Here is a 16,070-nt window from a genome sequence, read left to right on the forward strand (position 1 = left end):
TTTCTTGGACGGGTGATCAGGGCTGCAGCAGCCGGCGCGCGATGATCACCCGCATGATCTCGTTGGTGCCTTCCAGGATCTGGTGGACGCGCAAATCCCGCAGGATGCGTTCCACCGGATAGTCGCGGATGTAACCATAGCCGCCATGAAGCTGCAGCGCATCATTGGCGATCTGGAATCCAGCATCGGTGGCAAATCGCTTGGCCATGGCGCACCAGGTCGTCGCCTCCGCATGGCCCGCATCCAGCGCCACGGCACCACGATGTACCATCAGCCGTGCGGCATCCAGTTCGGTGGCCATATCGGCCAGCTTGAACTGCAAGGCCTGGAACTCATTCAGTTTTTTGCCAAACTGCTGGCGCACGTCCATATGCGCCTTTGCCGCCTCCAGGCAGGCTCGCGCGCCACCCAGGGAGCAGGAGGCGATGTTGAGCCGCCCGCCATCCAGCCCCTTCATGGCGATCTTGAAGCCATCGCCTTCGGCCCACAGCCGGTTGGCCACAGGCACACGGGCGTCTTCAAACATCACCTGGGCGGTGGGCTGGCTGTTCCAGCCCATTTTGCGTTCCTTCTTGCCGAAGGAAAGGCCCGGCGTACCCTTTTCCACCACCAGGCAGGAAATCCCCTTCGGCCCCGGCCCACCGGTGCGCACCATCACCACATAGATGTCAGATGCGCCACCGCCGGAGATGAAGGCCTTGGACCCGTTCAGCACATAATGATCGCCATCGCGTTCAGCACGGGTGCGCAATGAGGCGGCATCCGACCCCGCCCCCGGTTCGGTGAGGCAATAGCTGGCGAAATGGGCCATGCTGAACAGGTCAGGCAGCCATTTCGCCCGCTGCTCCTCATTGCCGAACGTGTCGATCATCCAGGCCGCCATATTGTGGATGGACAGATAGGCAGCGGTGGAAGGACAGGCGGCGGACAGTTCCTCAAACAGAATCGCCGCATCCAGGCGGCTAAGCCCGGTACCGCCGAACTGGTCGCGGCAATAAAGCCCGGCAAAGCCCAGTTCCGCTGCCTTGCGCAGGGTCTCAACCGGGAAAATCTGGTTTTCATCCCAGCCGCCGGCAAAGGGGGCCATATGCTCGGCGGCGAATCCACGCGCCAGATCCTGAATGGCGCGCTGGTCCTCGGTCAGATCGAATTCCATCTCGGTCGATCCTTGGTAAAAGAAAACGGGCGGTGCTGTCTTCAGCCCTGTTCGGGCCAAAGCCGCAAGCACCGCCCCAGTCTGCGGCCCGCCCTGGGAGAGCGTAATAAGGCCGCGATTTCTGAGAAAAGCCGGGGCGGTTGGCCCCTTATCCCATGGTGGGGATGACGAAGCTGGCCCCGTCGCGGATGCCCGATGGCCAGCGCGACGTTACCGTCTTCGTCTTGGTGTAAAAACGCACGCTGTCCGGCCCATGCTGGTTAAGGTCACCAAAGCTGGACCGCTTCCAGCCGCCGAACGTGTAATAGGCCAGCGGCACCGGGATCGGCACATTGATGCCGACCATGCCAACATCCACCCGGGCGGCGAAATCACGCGCCGTGTCACCGTCGCGGGTGAAGATAGCGACGCCATTGCCATATTCATGATCGTTCGGCAGGGCCAAGGCTGCCTCGTAATCGTCGGCGCGCACCACGGACAGCACGGGACCGAAGATTTCTTCCTTATAAATCCGCATGTCCGGCGTTACCCGGTCAAACAGCACACCGCCCATGTAGAAGCCATTTTCATAGCCCTGCAGGGTCAGTTCGCGGCCATCCACGACCAGTTCGGCCCCTTCCTTGATGCCGATATCGACATAGGCCTTGATCTTGTCCAGATGCTGGCGGGTGACGACGGGGCCGAAATCCGCCGTCGGATCGGTGGAGGGGCCGACGCGCAGCGTGCGCACCCGGCTGGCCAGCCGGTCGACCAGAATGTCCGCCGTCTTCTGGCCCACCGGTACCGCCACGGAAATGGCCATGCAGCGTTCACCAGCCGAGCCATAGCCGGCCCCGATCAGCGCATCAACCACCTGATCCATATCGGCATCGGGCATGATCAGCGCATGGTTCTTGGCCCCGCCGAACGCCTGCACCCGCTTGCCATTGGCCGTGCCGCGGGCATAGATATACTCCCCAATCGGGGTGGAACCGACAAAGCCCACCGCCTTGATATCCGGGTGGTCAAGGATGGCGTCCACCACTTCCTTATCGCCATTCACCACATTCAAAATGCCCTTGGGCAGCCCGGCCTCGGCCATCAATTCCGCCAGCAACAGCGGCACGGACGGGTCACGCTCCGACGGCTTCAGGATGAAGGCGTTGCCGCAGGCAATGGCGGGCGCGAATTTCCACATCGGGATCATGGCGGGGAAATTGAACGGCGTGATGCCGGCCACCACGCCTAGCGGCTGGCGCATCGAATACATGTCGATGCCGGGGCCGGCCCCTTCGGTGAATTCCCCCTTCAACAGGTGTGGAATGCCGATGGCAAATTCCACCACCTCCAGCCCGCGCTGGATATCGCCCTTGGCATCGGGGATAGTCTTGCCATGTTCCAGGGCCAGTTTCAGGGCCAGCTTGTCGAAATCCCGGTTCAGCAGTTCCAGGAATTTCATCAGCACGCGGGCGCGTTTCTGCGGGTTGGTGGCGGCCCAGGCCGGCTGCGCCGCCTTGGCATTGGCCACGGCTTCGGCCAGTTCCAAGGCGCTGGCCAGCGGCACCTCGGCAGAAATTTCACCTGTCATGGGGGTGAAGACCGGCGCGAAACGGCCGGATTTTCCTTCGACGCGCGCGCCACCGACAAAGTGATACAGCTTATCGACCACAGGTTCCTCCCTCGCTTATTAAGGGGAAGGTGGCACGGGATGGGATGCACGGCAAGGCGAGAACATCCTAGCTGGATGTGCGAAAATGCCAATATTGCACTACCACCGACAGCCCACCAAGTTGCCGCCATTGTAACTGGAGAAAAGCTGGGATATCGCTTGATACAGATCCTGCACCTGATCGCGCGGTGAAAGTCGCTGGCAATGAAGGAGATTTTCGTGACGGCTAAGCCTGAAAGAAGCCCCAACCCCTTCACCAATGCCATTGCGGGCTTATCCGTCTGTCAACCCGCACCTTTCTTCGTGCAGATCGGCAGTTGTGACGGCTTCCGATTCGACCCCTTGCCTTCCCTCATTGGAGAGCATCATCTTTCGGGGGTGATTGTTGAACATGCCCAAACGCAGTTCGAAAAATTAAATATCCTATATAACGGCTCCACCAAGATAAAACCCATCAAATGTATGATTACTGCCAATGACGGGCCGCGAACTGTATATCGTTTCAAGCCAGAAGCCATTAGACAGGGCCTGCTACCCCATCATTTTGCCAGGATCTCCGCTGCCACGGTCGATGCAATACTGATCGATCCTCGTGTTACTGGGCCGACAGCTCTGAAGGAAGAAACCCGTGAATTATTAAGAAAACTGATTGAAGCCGTGGAAATTAACGGCTTTCGCTTTGGAAGTCTCTTCAAAATGGCGGGCGTGTCGCGGATTGATATCCTGCGACTGGAAGCAGAAATTCACAATTTTTCTCTTATAAATTTATTCGATTTCAACCGTTGGCGCCCTGCAATTGTTTATTACGGTCATCAGCATTTGAGCCCATCAGATCGTCGGGCCGCTCTCGATCTGATGACCCGCCATGGCTATAATATAATCGAACAGCTATATGATACTTTGGCTATCCTGCGACCAGGCGTTGCCCCGATCAATCGTGAAGCTGCCACCGCAATTTTGGACTTGGGCAACCGACTATTTAACGAAGGTCGGCTGACAGATGCCTTCACCCTGTCAGATCACTTGGCAAGCTTGGCGGGACAGACGATCCCCGGCTCCCTGCTGCTGCGTGCAAGATGCCATAATGACCAGAACCGCATGCTGGACGCCGCCGCAGACTTGCGTCGTTTTCGTGATCTTACAGGCTCTTTAAGTGGTCTTGAAAACCTTACTGTCGACATATTCAACAAATCCAACGTAGCGATTCATCAATTGCAAAGGGAAAACCGGTTTGACGAGGCTGCGGATATTGCTGAAAATCTGGTGGCACTGACACCGGGCTGGGCTCCAATGGTGGCCAATGCTACCAGGTTGATGTCCTCATTGGGCAGGACAGAAGAAGCAACCAGGTACGCCCGTCAGCTTCTTAAGCTAGAGCCAGAAAATGAGATGGCTAATCAACTACTCTTTTGGGACGCTCGTCAAGCCGGCGATAAGACAGCACAACGCCAGTACCTCCTGCGACTCGCCGAAATCAAGCAATCGGATAATCCCCCCCACGTCCGTCTCCAACTGTTTTTGGGTTTGCTGAACCTGCTGTTGGCGCCAATGAAGGCCGCCCCCGGCGACATCCAATTGGCCCGGCATATTGCCAGCAGAGCGGAAAAGCTTACTGACGCTGAAATCCAGGACGATGAAACCGCAAAAAATTGGTTTCGCTTCTTCCATCTGATCATCCAAGCGGTAATGATGGAGCAGGAACTGGGTGAGAATCCCGTGGGGCAGGCGACCGCCCCTACCAGCTGTGTGTCAAGCACAGGTTCGGTAATGAGCACATTTGACATTACAATGATCGCCCAAAAGATAGGCGCCAAAGCGGTGTTTCTTGTCGCCGCTGACGAGAAATATTTCCGTCTTTATGCCCGTATTTTCGCTCTTTCGGCTCTAAAAAATTCTGATGTTCCCTGCCTCATTATCATCCATGTAATTGGTGGTCATGGAAGGTTGGTTCAACTGGCCAACTCTTTGGGAATAGTTGATGATCGGCTGATACTGACGGCAGATGATTTTGATCCGGCAGCGGTTACCACGATCTGTGTCGATGCACCACCAGACAATATTGCGGCCGTTCCTCTGGCTCATTTCCAAAGCGTGCGCTTTGCGCAAGCCGATTACCTTCTTTCTAGCTTAGAATTACCCATTTTCATATCAGATATTGATTGCATCTTGCTGATGGGAGTCCACGATCTTTTACAAAAAACAAAACAAAATGATATTGTTTTCAACTACAATGATATTGGAAAACAGGTGGGAGATGTACTTACCGCGAATCTTCTTTTAATGAACCCAACGCAATACGGAAAAATGTACGCTGGATTTTTACGTGACTATTTGTACAGAGCACTCAAGAAACAAGAGGTATCTCGATGGATAGATCAAATCGCACTTTTAATGATTGTCAATCACGCACAAATCAATGAAATTCCAATTAATTTTGGATACTTTGAGAATGAGTATGATATAAACAATGGCATGTACCGGTCAATTCCAGATAAGCCTTTCAGGTTTCTTTCCCTGTTCCGTACATTTGACTTAGACAGCCTTGAGCCCAAGATACGGGAATGGGAAGAAGCTCTGTCAGTGTCACGGCAACCCTGGCCACCCGCCCTCTGAGGAGGTATGCGGAGCCTGGGGGCTATGCGATCATTTGATCGAAAGAGGCGGTCGGCGGCATTTTGCTTAAAGACCACCTAACCCTTTGGACTATGCCCTGGCCCTTCCCGCCCACCACCATTGCTGTATGTTTCCAGCAGAGGCACGCAGGGGAGACGCAGCAAGTGCAACATCATGATGGGGTGCATCTCCGCACCATGCGGACATCGCGGGGGATGAGTCTGGCGACGCTCGCCAATTCCGCCGGGCTGTCGAAAAGCGAGATTTCAAAGCTGGAAAACGGGGTTCGCCCGTTCCGGCCTGACCATGTCATCCGGCTGGCGAAGATTTTCGGGGTGGGGCCGAGCGACATGCTGTCCCCCTCCAGCCCGCTGCGCAGCATGTTGGGCGACAGCAAGGCGGAAACCGAGCTGCCGCTTTATGACGGGCGCGATCTTGCCCGCGAAGGCAGCAACGCCACCGCCCGCAGCAAGACCGCCCGCCCGGCGGCCCTGCGCAGCGTCGCTGGTGCCTATGCGGTAACGGTGGCCGACCTGAACAACGCCCCGGCCTTCGCGCCCGGTGCGGTGCTGTTGGTCAATCCGGAAGCCACCGCCAAGGTGGGCGATCTGGTGGTGAACCGGGTTTCCTGGTCGCCGCTGGCCTTCTATCTGCGCCAGGATGATGATGGCGGGCTTTATGGCCTGACGCTCTCCCGCAAGCGGGTGGAACTGGCCTTGGATGATGCGGAAAAACTGCACCGCGTCGTCGGCATCTGGCTGGGTGATTGATCGTCAGTTGCCTTGATCAGAACTGATCAGTTCTGATCAAGGCCCTCAATCGCCGGCGCCAACATCCGTTGGCTTGGCTTCACGCGGCATGGGCCGCGCGGCGGCGGTCGCCGCCGTACCAAGCTGTGATGAGTAGAACTCATCACAGCTTGGTAACTTTCTTTCGCTGTCAGGCAACCGCTTGACGGCGCACTAACCACCCAGCCACACTTCCGGGCGGAGCGGTCCGGGAGAGAATGCCAAATGGCGGCGGAATTGGGTGGGATTGAGACGGCGCGCATCGAAGCCCTGATGGCGGTCGAGCGCGCCGTTTTCATTGATGCACATCCGCGTTCGGCGGCAAAGACGGGCCAGGGGCTGGAAGGCTTCTACCAGGGCGTGCCGATGCACTGGATGCGCGATTGGCCCATGCCCTTCCCGCTGCTGGTGGAAAGCGCCAGCGGCGCCAGCCTGACCGATATTGATGGTCATATCCTGGCCGATTTCTGCCTGGGCGATACCGGTTCCATGTTCGGCCATTCCCCGCCCGCCGTGGCGGCGGCCATCACCCGACAGGCCAGCCGGGGCCTTACCTATATGCTGCCGACGGAAGATGCGGCGGCGGTGGGCCGGCTGCTGCAACAGCGATTCGGACTGCCGCACTGGCAGGTCGCGGGCAGCGCCACTGATGCAAACCGCTTTGTCCTGCGCGTGGCCCGTGCCGCCACGGGGCGGCCGAAGATCCTGGTCTTCAATGGCTGCTATCACGGCACTGTCGATGAAACCTTCGTCCGGCTGGTCGATGGAAAGCCCGTCAACCGGCCCGGCCTGCTGGGGCAGGTAACCGACCTGACCGCCCAGACGAAGGTGGTGGAATTCAACGATCTGCCGGCGCTGGAAGCCGCCCTGGCCGAGCGTGACGTTGCCTGTGTCATCACCGAACCGGTGCTGACCAATTGCTGCATGGTGCTGCCGGACCCGGATTTCCATACGGCTCTGCGCCGGCTGACGCGGCAGACCGGCACCCTGCTGCTGATTGATGAGACGCACACCATCTCCACAGGGCCTGCCGGCTATTGCGGGCGGTACGGGCTGGAGCCTGATATTTTCGTGCTGGGCAAGCCGGTGGCCGGCGGGGTACCGGCGGCGGTCTGGGGCTTTACCGATCAGGTGGCGGCCGATCTGGACCGGGCGCGGGCGGCACTGCCCCCCGGCCATTCCGGCATGGGCACCACGCTTTCTGCTAATGCCCTGTCACTGGCGGCCATGCGGGCCTGCCTGGAACAGGTGATGACGCCCGACGCATACGCCCATATGGAGTCGCTGGCCGAACAACTGGCGCAGGGGCTGACGGCCGCCATCCAGGCCGCCCGCCTGCCCTGGCATGTGGTGCGGGTCGGCGCGCGGGTGGAGTTCATCTGCGCCCCCGGCCCCTTGCGCAATGGCACGGAGGCCGACGCCGCCCATGCCGGCCCGCTGGAACAGGCCATCCATCTGGCCCTGCTGAACCGGGGCTGTCTGATCGCGCCCTTCCATAACATGATGCTGCTCTCCCCGGTGACGGAGGCGGGCCAAGTGGCGCGGCTGATCAGTGCCTTCAGCGACGTTACCCGCCTTCTGACCGCAAAAGGGGAACGGGCATGATCCCCGCCACCGCCGCCCCCTGGGATGAGGCACGGCATTTCCTGGCCAACCATCCGGAGATCGAGGCCATCGACATCGTGCTGGTCGATCCCAACGGCATCGGCCGGGGCAAGATTATCCGTCGGCATGAGCTGGAGGGGCTCTATCGCCAGGGGCGGCATCTGCCCTCCTCCATCCTGGGGCTGGATGTAACCGGGGAGGATGTGGAGGAAACCGGGCTGGTCTGGGCCACGGGCGATGCCGACCTGCGGGCCTGGCCGGTGCCGGGCACGCTGGTGCCCCTGCCCTTCACCAGCCCGCCACGCGCCCAGGTACTGGTGAGTCTGCATGAGCTGGATGGCACCCCCTTTGCCGCCGATCCGCGCCACGCCCTGGCGCGACAAGTGGCCGGCATGGCCGCAGAGGGGCAATATCCGGCCGGTGCGTTTGAACTGGAATTCTATCTGCTGGATGCCCAGCCCGGCGCCGATGGCCGCCCGCGTCCCGCCGCCATGGCGCTGGATGGGCGCCGCCACGGCCAGACCCAGGTTTACGGGCTGGATGATCTGGATGGGATGCAGCCCTTCTTCGCCCAGGTCTATGCGGCGGCAGAGGCCCAGGGCCTGCCGCTGGAAACGCTGATCGCTGAATATGCGCCGGGGCAATATGAACTGACATTGCATTACCGCCGCGATCTGCTGCGCGCCGCCGACGATCTGGTGATGTTGAAACGGCTGGTAAGGGCGTTGGCCCGCAGGCATGGCATGGTGGCCTGCTTCATGGCCAAGCCGTTCCAGGGCATGGCGGGTTCAGGGATGCATCTGCATGTGTCGCTCGCCGATGGGGCCGGCAACAACCTGTTTGCGGAGCCAGTCGGGCAACCGCCCCCCTGCCCCTTGCTGCGCCATGCCATTGGCGGGCTGGCAGCCACCATGGGCGACGGGATGCTGGTCTTCGCCCCCCATGCCAATAGCTGGCGGCGCTATGTCGCCAATCTCTATGCCCCGGTTTCACCCAGTTGGGGCTGCAACGACCGGTCGGTGGCGCTGCGGGTGCCGGCGGGCGACGTGGCGGCGCGGCGGGTGGAACATCGCCCGGCCGGGGTGGATGCCAATCCCTATCTAGTGGCGGCCACGGTGCTGGCCGGCATCCGCCACGGCATCGAGCAGCAGATTGATCCAGGCCCGCCGGCAGAGCGCGAAGGATATAGCCGCCAAGGGCCGTTCGACAGCACCATGCCGCGTGACTGGCACAGCGCCATTATCCAGGCCGAGCAGTCAGCCTTTTTGAAAGCAGCGCTGGGGCCGGCACTGCACCGTTCCTTCTGCTCCATCAAACGGGCGGAGCTGGGGCGGGTGATGGCGGCGGTGACGGAGCTGGATTACCAGCTTTATCTGCATCAGGTGTAAAAGCTGATCGTGAATAGTTGTGTAATCCGACTGATACACACATAATCCGGCTTCGCTTTCGCAACTGCGTTCCCCATCTTGCGCCGCCTGCTGCTGCCATTGCTATCCATTCTGCTAGCAGCCGGGGCACAGGCGGCGGAGGGGCCCTTGCCGGGGGTTCACCCCTCCGCCTTCCTGCCGGCCGCCGGTTCCGCTTGGCTGGATGAGATGCTGTGGCGGGGCGGTGGGGAAGCCCGGATCGGCCTGCAACCGGTCACACCGCTGGCCGTCACCCTGCGCCAGCCAGCGGAAACCGCCGATGCGGTGGGTGATCTCGATCTGCGGCTCTGGCCGCAGGGCCGCTATCATCCCGCCCTGACCCTGGGAATGCGCGGTCTGGGCGAAAGCGCTGAAAGGCTGGACAACGCCATGCTGGGGGTGGAAGTGGCGGGGGTGCAGCTTTCCACCGGCCTTGGCTGGCGCGGTGGTCTCGCCAATCACCCCGGCGCCCCGATCGGGCTGGTCAACCTGCGTGTTCGCGTCCGCCTGCCCCTGATCAAAACAATGTGGCTGACGGCCAGCGGTGGCACGGGCGGGGCCGCCTGGCAACCGCGCCTGACCGCCAGCCTGCGACCGCTGCAGGGCTTGGAATTATCCGGTGGCTGGCAGCGGCGGCGGGGTCTGCTGCTGGGGCTGGCCTTGCGTCTGGACCTCACGGAGCGGGACCAACCCTGGCCGCTGCCCGCACGCCGACCGGATGGGCAAACCATCACCGAAATCACCGCCACCATGCCGGCCGCCGACACCGTTGCCGCCGCTGCCCTGGTTGACAATCCCCCCACCAGCATCGCCACCCACCGGCTGGGCCTGCCCGGCATCGCAATGCAGATGACACCCGGATCGCTGGAACGCGCCCGCCGCTGGGATGGCAGCGGGGCGGAAATACGCCGCAGCGCCCGGTTCAGCCGCGCCCCCTATCCCTCCCTTCTCGCCCAGCATTGGGAAATCGGGCTGGATGCCATGGTGGAGGCCGGGCCAGGGCCGGATGGCACAAACTGGGCCCAGCGCAGCAGCGCAGGCGCGGCGCTGACCCTGGTGCCGCTGGCCGGGCTGATCCTGCATGGCGGCGGCCGGTTCACCATGCCGGAACCCGCCTATCGCCCGGCACTGGCGGAGGATACGCGCGGCCGTGGCGGGCTGGCCGCCTATATGGCGGAACCGCTGACACTGGAACGCGCACAAGGGAATATCGTCGCCGCCCTGTCCCCAGCGCTGGACGTGATGCTGGAGGCCGGCCATCTGGAGGAAATGTATAGCGGGGCGGGTGGGGAGCTGCGCTGGCAGCGCCCGCTGGACCGCTGGTCGGTCGGCCTCACCGCGCATCATCTGTGGCAAAGGCTACCCGGTGGCATCGCCTTATTGCGCGGATCAGACAAGACCAGCGGTCACCTGACCCTGGGCTGGGAAGAGGCGGAGGCCGACACAAGGCTGGAACTGGCGGTCGGCCGCTATCTGGCCGGTGACTGGGGCGGTACAGCCAGCCTGTCCCGCCGGTTCGGCACCGGGGCGCTGCTGGCAACCGAACTGACGGTGGATCGTGATGGCGGCAGCACGCTGGGCCTTTCCGTGACCCTGCCGCTGGGCAATCTGTGGAACCGGGTTGAGATCAACACGAAGGGGAAAATCCACCCGCTGGCCCGGTCCCGCCGCGAACGGCTGGACCGGGCCTTCACGCTGGGCGATCTGCGCCACGCCGCCGGCTATGGCCGTCTGCTGCGGGACTGGGATCGCGCCTTCACCCGGCCGGTTGAGTAACAACACCCCCCGATGCCGGCCCCCAGCCGCCGCCCAGCGCGCGATACAGCGCCACCGCTGCCTGCAATTCCGCCAGCCGGGTCTGGGTCAGGCTGTCCTGGGCCGACAGCAGGGAGCGCTGGGCATCCAGCAATGTCAGCAGATCAACCTGCCCCTCCCGATAGCGGGTTTCCGCCAGCCGGAAGACTTCGCGTGCCAGCCGAACCGATTCCTCCTGGAGTTTGCGCTGGGTTTCGGCATTGCGGGCAGCACCGCGCGCCGTCTCTACATCCGAAAAGGCGGTTAGGATATTGGCGCGGTAGGTCTCGATCAGTTGCAGCTTCTGCGCCTCGGCAATCTGCACGGCGGCACGGCGGCTGCCGCCATCGAAGATTGACTGCGCCAGCGACAGGCCCAGATTGGCCGCCGCCGTCGGCGCATTGACCAGACTGTCCAGGCCGCTGCCGGACAGGTTGCCCGACAGGCTGATATTGGCCGACGGGTACAGAGCGGCCCGCGCCGCCACGATATCCGCCCCGGCGCTGACCAATGCCAGGGCGGCGCCCTTCAGGTCGGGCCGGCGCTCCAGCAGGTCCGCCGGCACGCCGACGCCGGTGGATGGCAGGCCCAGCCCGCCAAGCCCCCCGGTGGCCACAGCCATATCCTGCGGCTGGCGGCCCAGCAGCACGGCCAGATTCAAGGTGGCATCCAGTTCCTGCTGCCGCAGCGACGGAATGGCCGCCCGCTGGGACACCAGCGACGCCTGCTGCTGTGCCAAATCCAGGGCCGTGGCGGCTCCGTTGCGGAAACGGGATTCCACCACCGCCAGCACCCGTTGCGCCAGGGCCAGATTTTCCTCCGCATTGCGGGCGCGGTCCCGCAAGGCCAGCACCTGGAAATAGGTATTGGCGACATCCGCCGTTACCGTCAGGGCGACGGTTTCCTGGTCCAGCCGGCTGATTTCCGTATTCACCTGTGCCGCCGTGGCAGCCGCCCGGTTCCGGCCCCAGAAATCCAGCTCGTAAGAAGCCGACAGGCCCAGCCCGGTGCTGGTGCGCCCCTGGGAAGCAGCGGTGCTGTCGCCCCAGCCACCGCTCTGCTGCCGGCTGACATTGGCCGACGCCCCCAGAGAGGGCAGCAGGGCGGCACCGGCCTGCACCTCCCGCAACTGCGCCTGACGCAGCCGCAGAGCGGCGCGGGCCAGATCGGTATTGGCCTGTCTGGCTTCGGCCAGCAGGGCCAGCAGTTCCGGTGCGTTGAAACCCTGCCACCAGTCGGCGCTGGGCCAGGCGGCGGCACTGTCATTGCCTGCCGACCATGCGGCCTGTGGCGTCACCGGCCGCACCAATGCCATATCTTCCGGATGGCTGGAACAGCCGCCCAGCAGGGCCGCGCTGGCAAGAAGGGCGATGGTCAGGGACCGAAGCGGGCGTCGGGTGATCATGCGGGGCAAATCCGGGTTCTTAGGGTCAGTCCGACGCAAGCGCGACGACGGGATCAAGATGGGCGGCGCGGCGCGCCGGGGTGAAGCCGAAGATCAGGCCGGTGGCAAAGGCACAGCCAAAGGCCAGCAGCACCGGCATCAGCGACAATTGGATGGGGGTGCCGACAAGACTTAGGCCCCCCGCCACCGACAGGCCCAGCACCACGCCGATCACCCCGCCCAGCGCTGATACCAGCAGCGCCTCCAGCATGAATTGCTGCATCACATGCCGGGCGCGGGCACCGGTGGCCATGCGTATGCCGATTTCCCGCGTCCGCTCCGTCACATTCACCAGCATGATATTCATCACGCCGATCCCGCCCACCAGCAGGGAGATGGCAGCGATGGAGCCCAAGAGCACCGTCATCGTGTCCCGCATCGCCATCTGCGTTTCAATGATGGAGGCGGTGTTGCGGATCTGGAAATCCTCCATCGAATGGCGGGCGGTCAGCAGGGCTGTCACCTCCGCCTGGGTGGCGTCGATCTGCTCCAGATCCTCCACCAGTACGGTGATGGTGCGCAGGTTACGCTGGCCGAACAGGCGCAACTGACCCGTGGTCAGTGGCACGAAGACGACATCATCCTGATCCTGGCCAAAGGCCGTCGCCCCCTTGGCCGACATCACCCCGATGACCTGGAACGGCACATTCTTCAACAGCATGTATTTGCCGATGGGGTTGGTGCCGGGAAAGACATTGTTGGCGACCGTCTGGCCGATAACGGCCACCGGAGCATACCGGACCTCATCCTCCGGGCTAAAGAATACGCCTTCAGCCACCGGCCAGTTCTTGGCCGTCACCATGTTGGATGTCGTGGCATTCACCTGGGTCTGGTAATCCTGGGTGCCGGCGCGTGCGGTCACGCCGCCGGTATATTCCGGCACCGCCGCCACCACATTACGCAGGGTGGCAATGGCATCGGCATCGCTGGGCATCAGGGTTGCCACGCCATTGGCATTGCGCTGGCCGGGCGCGCCGGGGCGCACCAACAGTAGGTTGGTGCCCATGGCGCTGATCTGGTCCATCACCGCCTGTTTGGACCCATTGCCCACCGCCAGCATCGCCACCACAGAGGCAACCCCGATGACAATGCCCAGCAGGGTCAGGATGGTGCGATAAAGATTGGCCGTCAGCGCGCCCATGGCCATGCGGAACGCTTCCACCAGTTCCCGCATCGTCCAGCTGCTGTCCTGGCCCGGTTCCGGAACGTGCAGGGTATGGGCCGGAACCGGCGGGGCCGGGGCCACACCCGGATGTTCCACCGGATGGTCAGCGATGATCTGGCCGTCCTTGATCTCCACTAACCGCCGTGCATTCTGAGCCACATCGCGGTCATGGGTGATCAGGATGATGGTGTGCCCCTGGTCGGCCAACTGGCCCAGCAGGCGCATCACCTCTTCCCCGCTGCGGCTGTCCAGCGCACCGGTCGGCTCATCCGCCAGAATGACCTGACCGCCATTGACCAGGGCGCGGGCGATGGAAACACGTTGCTGCTGACCGCCGGACAATTGGCTGGGCCGGTGATCCAGCCGTTCGCCCAGGCCCAGCGACGTCAGCAGATGTTCCGCCCGCTCCCGCCGCGCGTCCAGCGACATGCCAGCATAGATGGCGGGAACGGCAACATTCTCCGCCGCCGAGATCATCGGGATCAGGTTATAGCTTTGAAAGACGAAGCCAAACGCCTCCCGTCGCAACAGCGCCAGCATGTCGCGGTCAAAGGTGGAAACATCCCGCCCGTCAAACAGATATTCGCCCGTCGTCGGCCGGTCCAGGCAGCCCAGGATATTCATCAGGGTAGATTTGCCCGACCCTGACGCCCCCATGATGGCGATAAACTCGCCAGGGTAAATCTTCAGCGAGATGCCTTTCAGCACCTGTACCGCCAGTTCCCCGGTGGCATAGGTCTTGGTGATCTCCCGCAGCTCAATCAGCGGGGTCACCGGCTGCGGCGGCTGCGGCGCGCTCATAGCACCCCCGGCGGGCGCATCCGCTGTGCATTCTGCTGGTTCTGCTGCCGCTGGGCCTGCATCTGGCCGGCGCTGGGGGCGCGGCCGATCACCACCTGCTCACCCTCCTTCAGGCCATCGGTGATTTCCACATGGATGCGGTCGCTGACGCCGATGGTGACGCGGCGCTCCTCCGTCGTGCCATCCGGTTTCAGCACAGTGACCATCCGCAATTTGCCGCGTGCGCCGCCCGCCGGGCGTTCGCCACCGGCAGCCGGCGGACCGGGCCGCGCGCTGGGCCCGCCGGCCGTTTCGGCACCGGGCGGGCGCTGGCCGGGTTGGCGGGGGCCGGCGGGGCGCTGCGGCGCCTGCAGCGCTGCCACCGGCACGCGCACCACATCCTTGGCCGAGGCAACGATGAAGAAGACCTGGGCCGTCATCTGGGTCATCAACTCGCCCCCCTCGTTCCCGACATCGAACAGGGCGTTGTAGAGAACGACGTTATTTTCCACCGTCGGCGTCGGCTCCACCTGCCGCAATGTGCCCTGCCAGCGGCGATCTGGCCGGCCCAGCGTGGTGAAATAGGCCGGCATCCCCACCTTCAGGCGGGAGACATCGGCCTCCGACACCTCCGTCGTCACCGTCATCGCCGACAGATCGGCGATGCGCAGCACGATGGGGGCCGACTGGTTGGCATTCAGGGTCTGGCCCTGCTTGGCATTCTGCGACACCACGGTGCCGGTCATCGGCGCGTAAATCTTGGTATAGCCCAGGTTCGCCTCGTCCCCCCGTAGGGTGGATGTCGTCTGACGGATCTGGGCATTCATCACCCGTACCGATGCCTCGGCCGCGCGCAGGCTGGTCTCAGCACTCTGATAGGCATCCTGGCTGGTGGCATTGTCCTTCAGCAGGTTCTTCTGGCGCTGATATTGCTGGCGGGCCAAGGCCAGTTCCGCCTCCCGCTGAGCCAGCTGGGCGCTGTAATTTTCCAGCTGCGCCTTATCGGCCTCCACCCTGGTCTGATAGACGGTGGGGTCGATTTCCGCCAGCAGGGTGCCCTGCTCCACTGTCTGGCCGATTTCCACATGCAGCTTGCGCAACTGCCCGGAAACCTGGGTGCCGACATCCACATAGTCGCGCGGCTGCAGGTTGCCCACCGCCGACACCGTATCCTCAATATCGCCCCGCTCCACCGCAGCGGTCAGCAGATGGGCATTGTCGGGTCCGGTGGAGCGGACGCCGAACCACCACCAGGCCCCGCCCCCCAGCAGCACCAGTGCCGCAAGGCCGACGGGCAACAGCCGGCGGGACTTGCCTTTACCGCGACGCGGTGTCGCGGGTTTAGGGGAACCGGTAGCAACGACAGGGCTGGAGGGCTGCATCAGCGATCTTCAGTCAGTTCGTGGAAAATCAAGGCGGTCCGCCCTTATACGCCGCATCCGGGAAAGCCCTGCACAGAAAGATCGGGAAGTTTCATGACAGGTTTATTTCTCCCTGCGTCGGGAAGCGGTCCCGCCGGTCAAAGCTGCTTTCCTCCGCCCGACCCGATAATCCCGCTATCCCAATGAACGAAAATCCCAGGCTGCTGCACCGGCATCATTTCCGTTATAGAATAGGGGATGAGCTTTACGGCGGATTGCCCGCCGTGGCGGCGGCTTTCGCCTGTATTCC

The 16,070-nt window shown here is 62.7% G+C and carries 10 protein-coding genes; 5 read left to right on the forward strand and 5 right to left on the reverse strand.

Annotation, left to right across the window (positions count from 1 at the left end):
* Nucleotides 1-16 precede the first annotated feature (16 nt).
* Both CHB97_RS07040 and CHB97_RS07045 read right to left on the reverse strand, forming a co-directional pair.
* Complete coding sequence (locus CHB97_RS07040; protein WP_089287236.1) at nucleotides 17-1,156, reverse strand: isobutyryl-CoA dehydrogenase; 1,140 nt, start codon at nucleotides 1,154-1,156, stop codon at nucleotides 17-19.
* Nucleotides 1,157-1,304: 148 nt separating this feature from the next.
* On the reverse strand, nucleotides 1,305-2,804 hold the full coding sequence (locus CHB97_RS07045; RefSeq protein ID WP_089287237.1) for a CoA-acylating methylmalonate-semialdehyde dehydrogenase: 1,500 nt from the start codon (nucleotides 2,802-2,804) through the stop codon (nucleotides 1,305-1,307).
* Nucleotides 2,805-3,008: 204 nt separating this feature from the next.
* On the opposite strand from CHB97_RS07045, the gene CHB97_RS07050 reads away from it, so the two are divergent.
* From CHB97_RS07050 to CHB97_RS07070, 5 genes are all read left to right on the forward strand, one after another.
* Nucleotides 3,009-5,417 (forward strand): hypothetical protein, encoded by a 2,409-nt coding sequence (locus CHB97_RS07050; protein ID WP_089287238.1) that lies wholly within the window; start codon nucleotides 3,009-3,011, stop codon nucleotides 5,415-5,417.
* A 164-nt stretch (nucleotides 5,418-5,581) separates the two neighbouring features.
* Nucleotides 5,582-6,187 (forward strand): helix-turn-helix domain-containing protein, encoded by a 606-nt coding sequence (locus CHB97_RS07055; RefSeq protein ID WP_160105633.1) that lies wholly within the window; start codon nucleotides 5,582-5,584, stop codon nucleotides 6,185-6,187.
* A gap of 243 nt (nucleotides 6,188-6,430) precedes the next feature.
* Entirely contained in the window at nucleotides 6,431-7,810 is a 1,380-nt protein-coding gene (locus CHB97_RS07060) for an aspartate aminotransferase family protein (protein WP_089287240.1), read from the forward strand.
* Nucleotides 7,807-9,198: a glutamine synthetase family protein gene (locus tag CHB97_RS07065; protein WP_089287241.1), complete on the forward strand. Its 1,392-nt coding sequence runs from the start codon at nucleotides 7,807-7,809 to the stop codon at nucleotides 9,196-9,198. The genes CHB97_RS07060 and CHB97_RS07065 overlap by 4 nt, the downstream gene beginning before the upstream one ends.
* Nucleotides 9,199-9,345: 147 nt before the next feature.
* Complete coding sequence (locus CHB97_RS07070) at nucleotides 9,346-10,992, forward strand: YjbH domain-containing protein (protein ID WP_089287242.1); 1,647 nt, start codon at nucleotides 9,346-9,348, stop codon at nucleotides 10,990-10,992.
* Here CHB97_RS07070 and CHB97_RS07075 read toward each other — a convergent pair.
* From CHB97_RS07075 to CHB97_RS07085, 3 genes are read right to left on the reverse strand one after another with little or no spacing between them, the layout of a single operon-like run.
* Complete coding sequence (locus tag CHB97_RS07075; RefSeq protein WP_089287243.1) at nucleotides 10,973-12,415, reverse strand: efflux transporter outer membrane subunit; 1,443 nt, start codon at nucleotides 12,413-12,415, stop codon at nucleotides 10,973-10,975. The two genes, CHB97_RS07070 and CHB97_RS07075, sit on opposite strands and share 20 nt — an antisense overlap.
* Before the next feature lie 25 nt (nucleotides 12,416-12,440).
* Nucleotides 12,441-14,420, reverse strand: coding sequence for a MacB family efflux pump subunit (locus tag CHB97_RS07080; protein ID WP_089287244.1), 1,980 nt, complete (start codon nucleotides 14,418-14,420; stop codon nucleotides 12,441-12,443).
* Nucleotides 14,417-15,781, reverse strand: coding sequence for an efflux RND transporter periplasmic adaptor subunit (locus CHB97_RS07085; RefSeq protein WP_089287245.1), 1,365 nt, complete (start codon nucleotides 15,779-15,781; stop codon nucleotides 14,417-14,419). Before CHB97_RS07085 ends, CHB97_RS07080 begins: the two co-directional genes overlap by 4 nt.
* Nucleotides 15,782-16,070: the final 289 nt, after the last annotated feature.

This window comes from Azospirillum sp. RU38E (assembly GCF_900188385.1).
Taxonomy (GTDB): Bacteria; Pseudomonadota; Alphaproteobacteria; order Azospirillales; family Azospirillaceae; genus Niveispirillum.

Bases quoted from the DNA above. Each gene is read 5' to 3' on its own strand.
- CHB97_RS07040 (WP_089287236.1), bottom strand. From the start codon at position 1,156: ATGGAATTCGATCTGACCGAGGACCAGCGCGCCATTCAGGATCTGGCG.
- CHB97_RS07075 (WP_089287243.1), bottom strand. From the start codon at position 12,415: ATGATCACCCGACGCCCGCTTCGGTCCCTGACCATCGCCCTTCTTGCC.
- CHB97_RS07050 (WP_089287238.1), top strand. From the start codon at position 3,009: ATGAAGGAGATTTTCGTGACGGCTAAGCCTGAAAGAAGCCCCAACCCC.
- CHB97_RS07060 (WP_089287240.1), top strand. From the start codon at position 6,431: ATGGCGGCGGAATTGGGTGGGATTGAGACGGCGCGCATCGAAGCCCTG.
- CHB97_RS07080 (WP_089287244.1), bottom strand. From the start codon at position 14,420: ATGAGCGCGCCGCAGCCGCCGCAGCCGGTGACCCCGCTGATTGAGCTG.
- CHB97_RS07085 (WP_089287245.1), bottom strand. From the start codon at position 15,781: ATGCAGCCCTCCAGCCCTGTCGTTGCTACCGGTTCCCCTAAACCCGCG.
- CHB97_RS07065 (WP_089287241.1), top strand. From the start codon at position 7,807: ATGATCCCCGCCACCGCCGCCCCCTGGGATGAGGCACGGCATTTCCTG.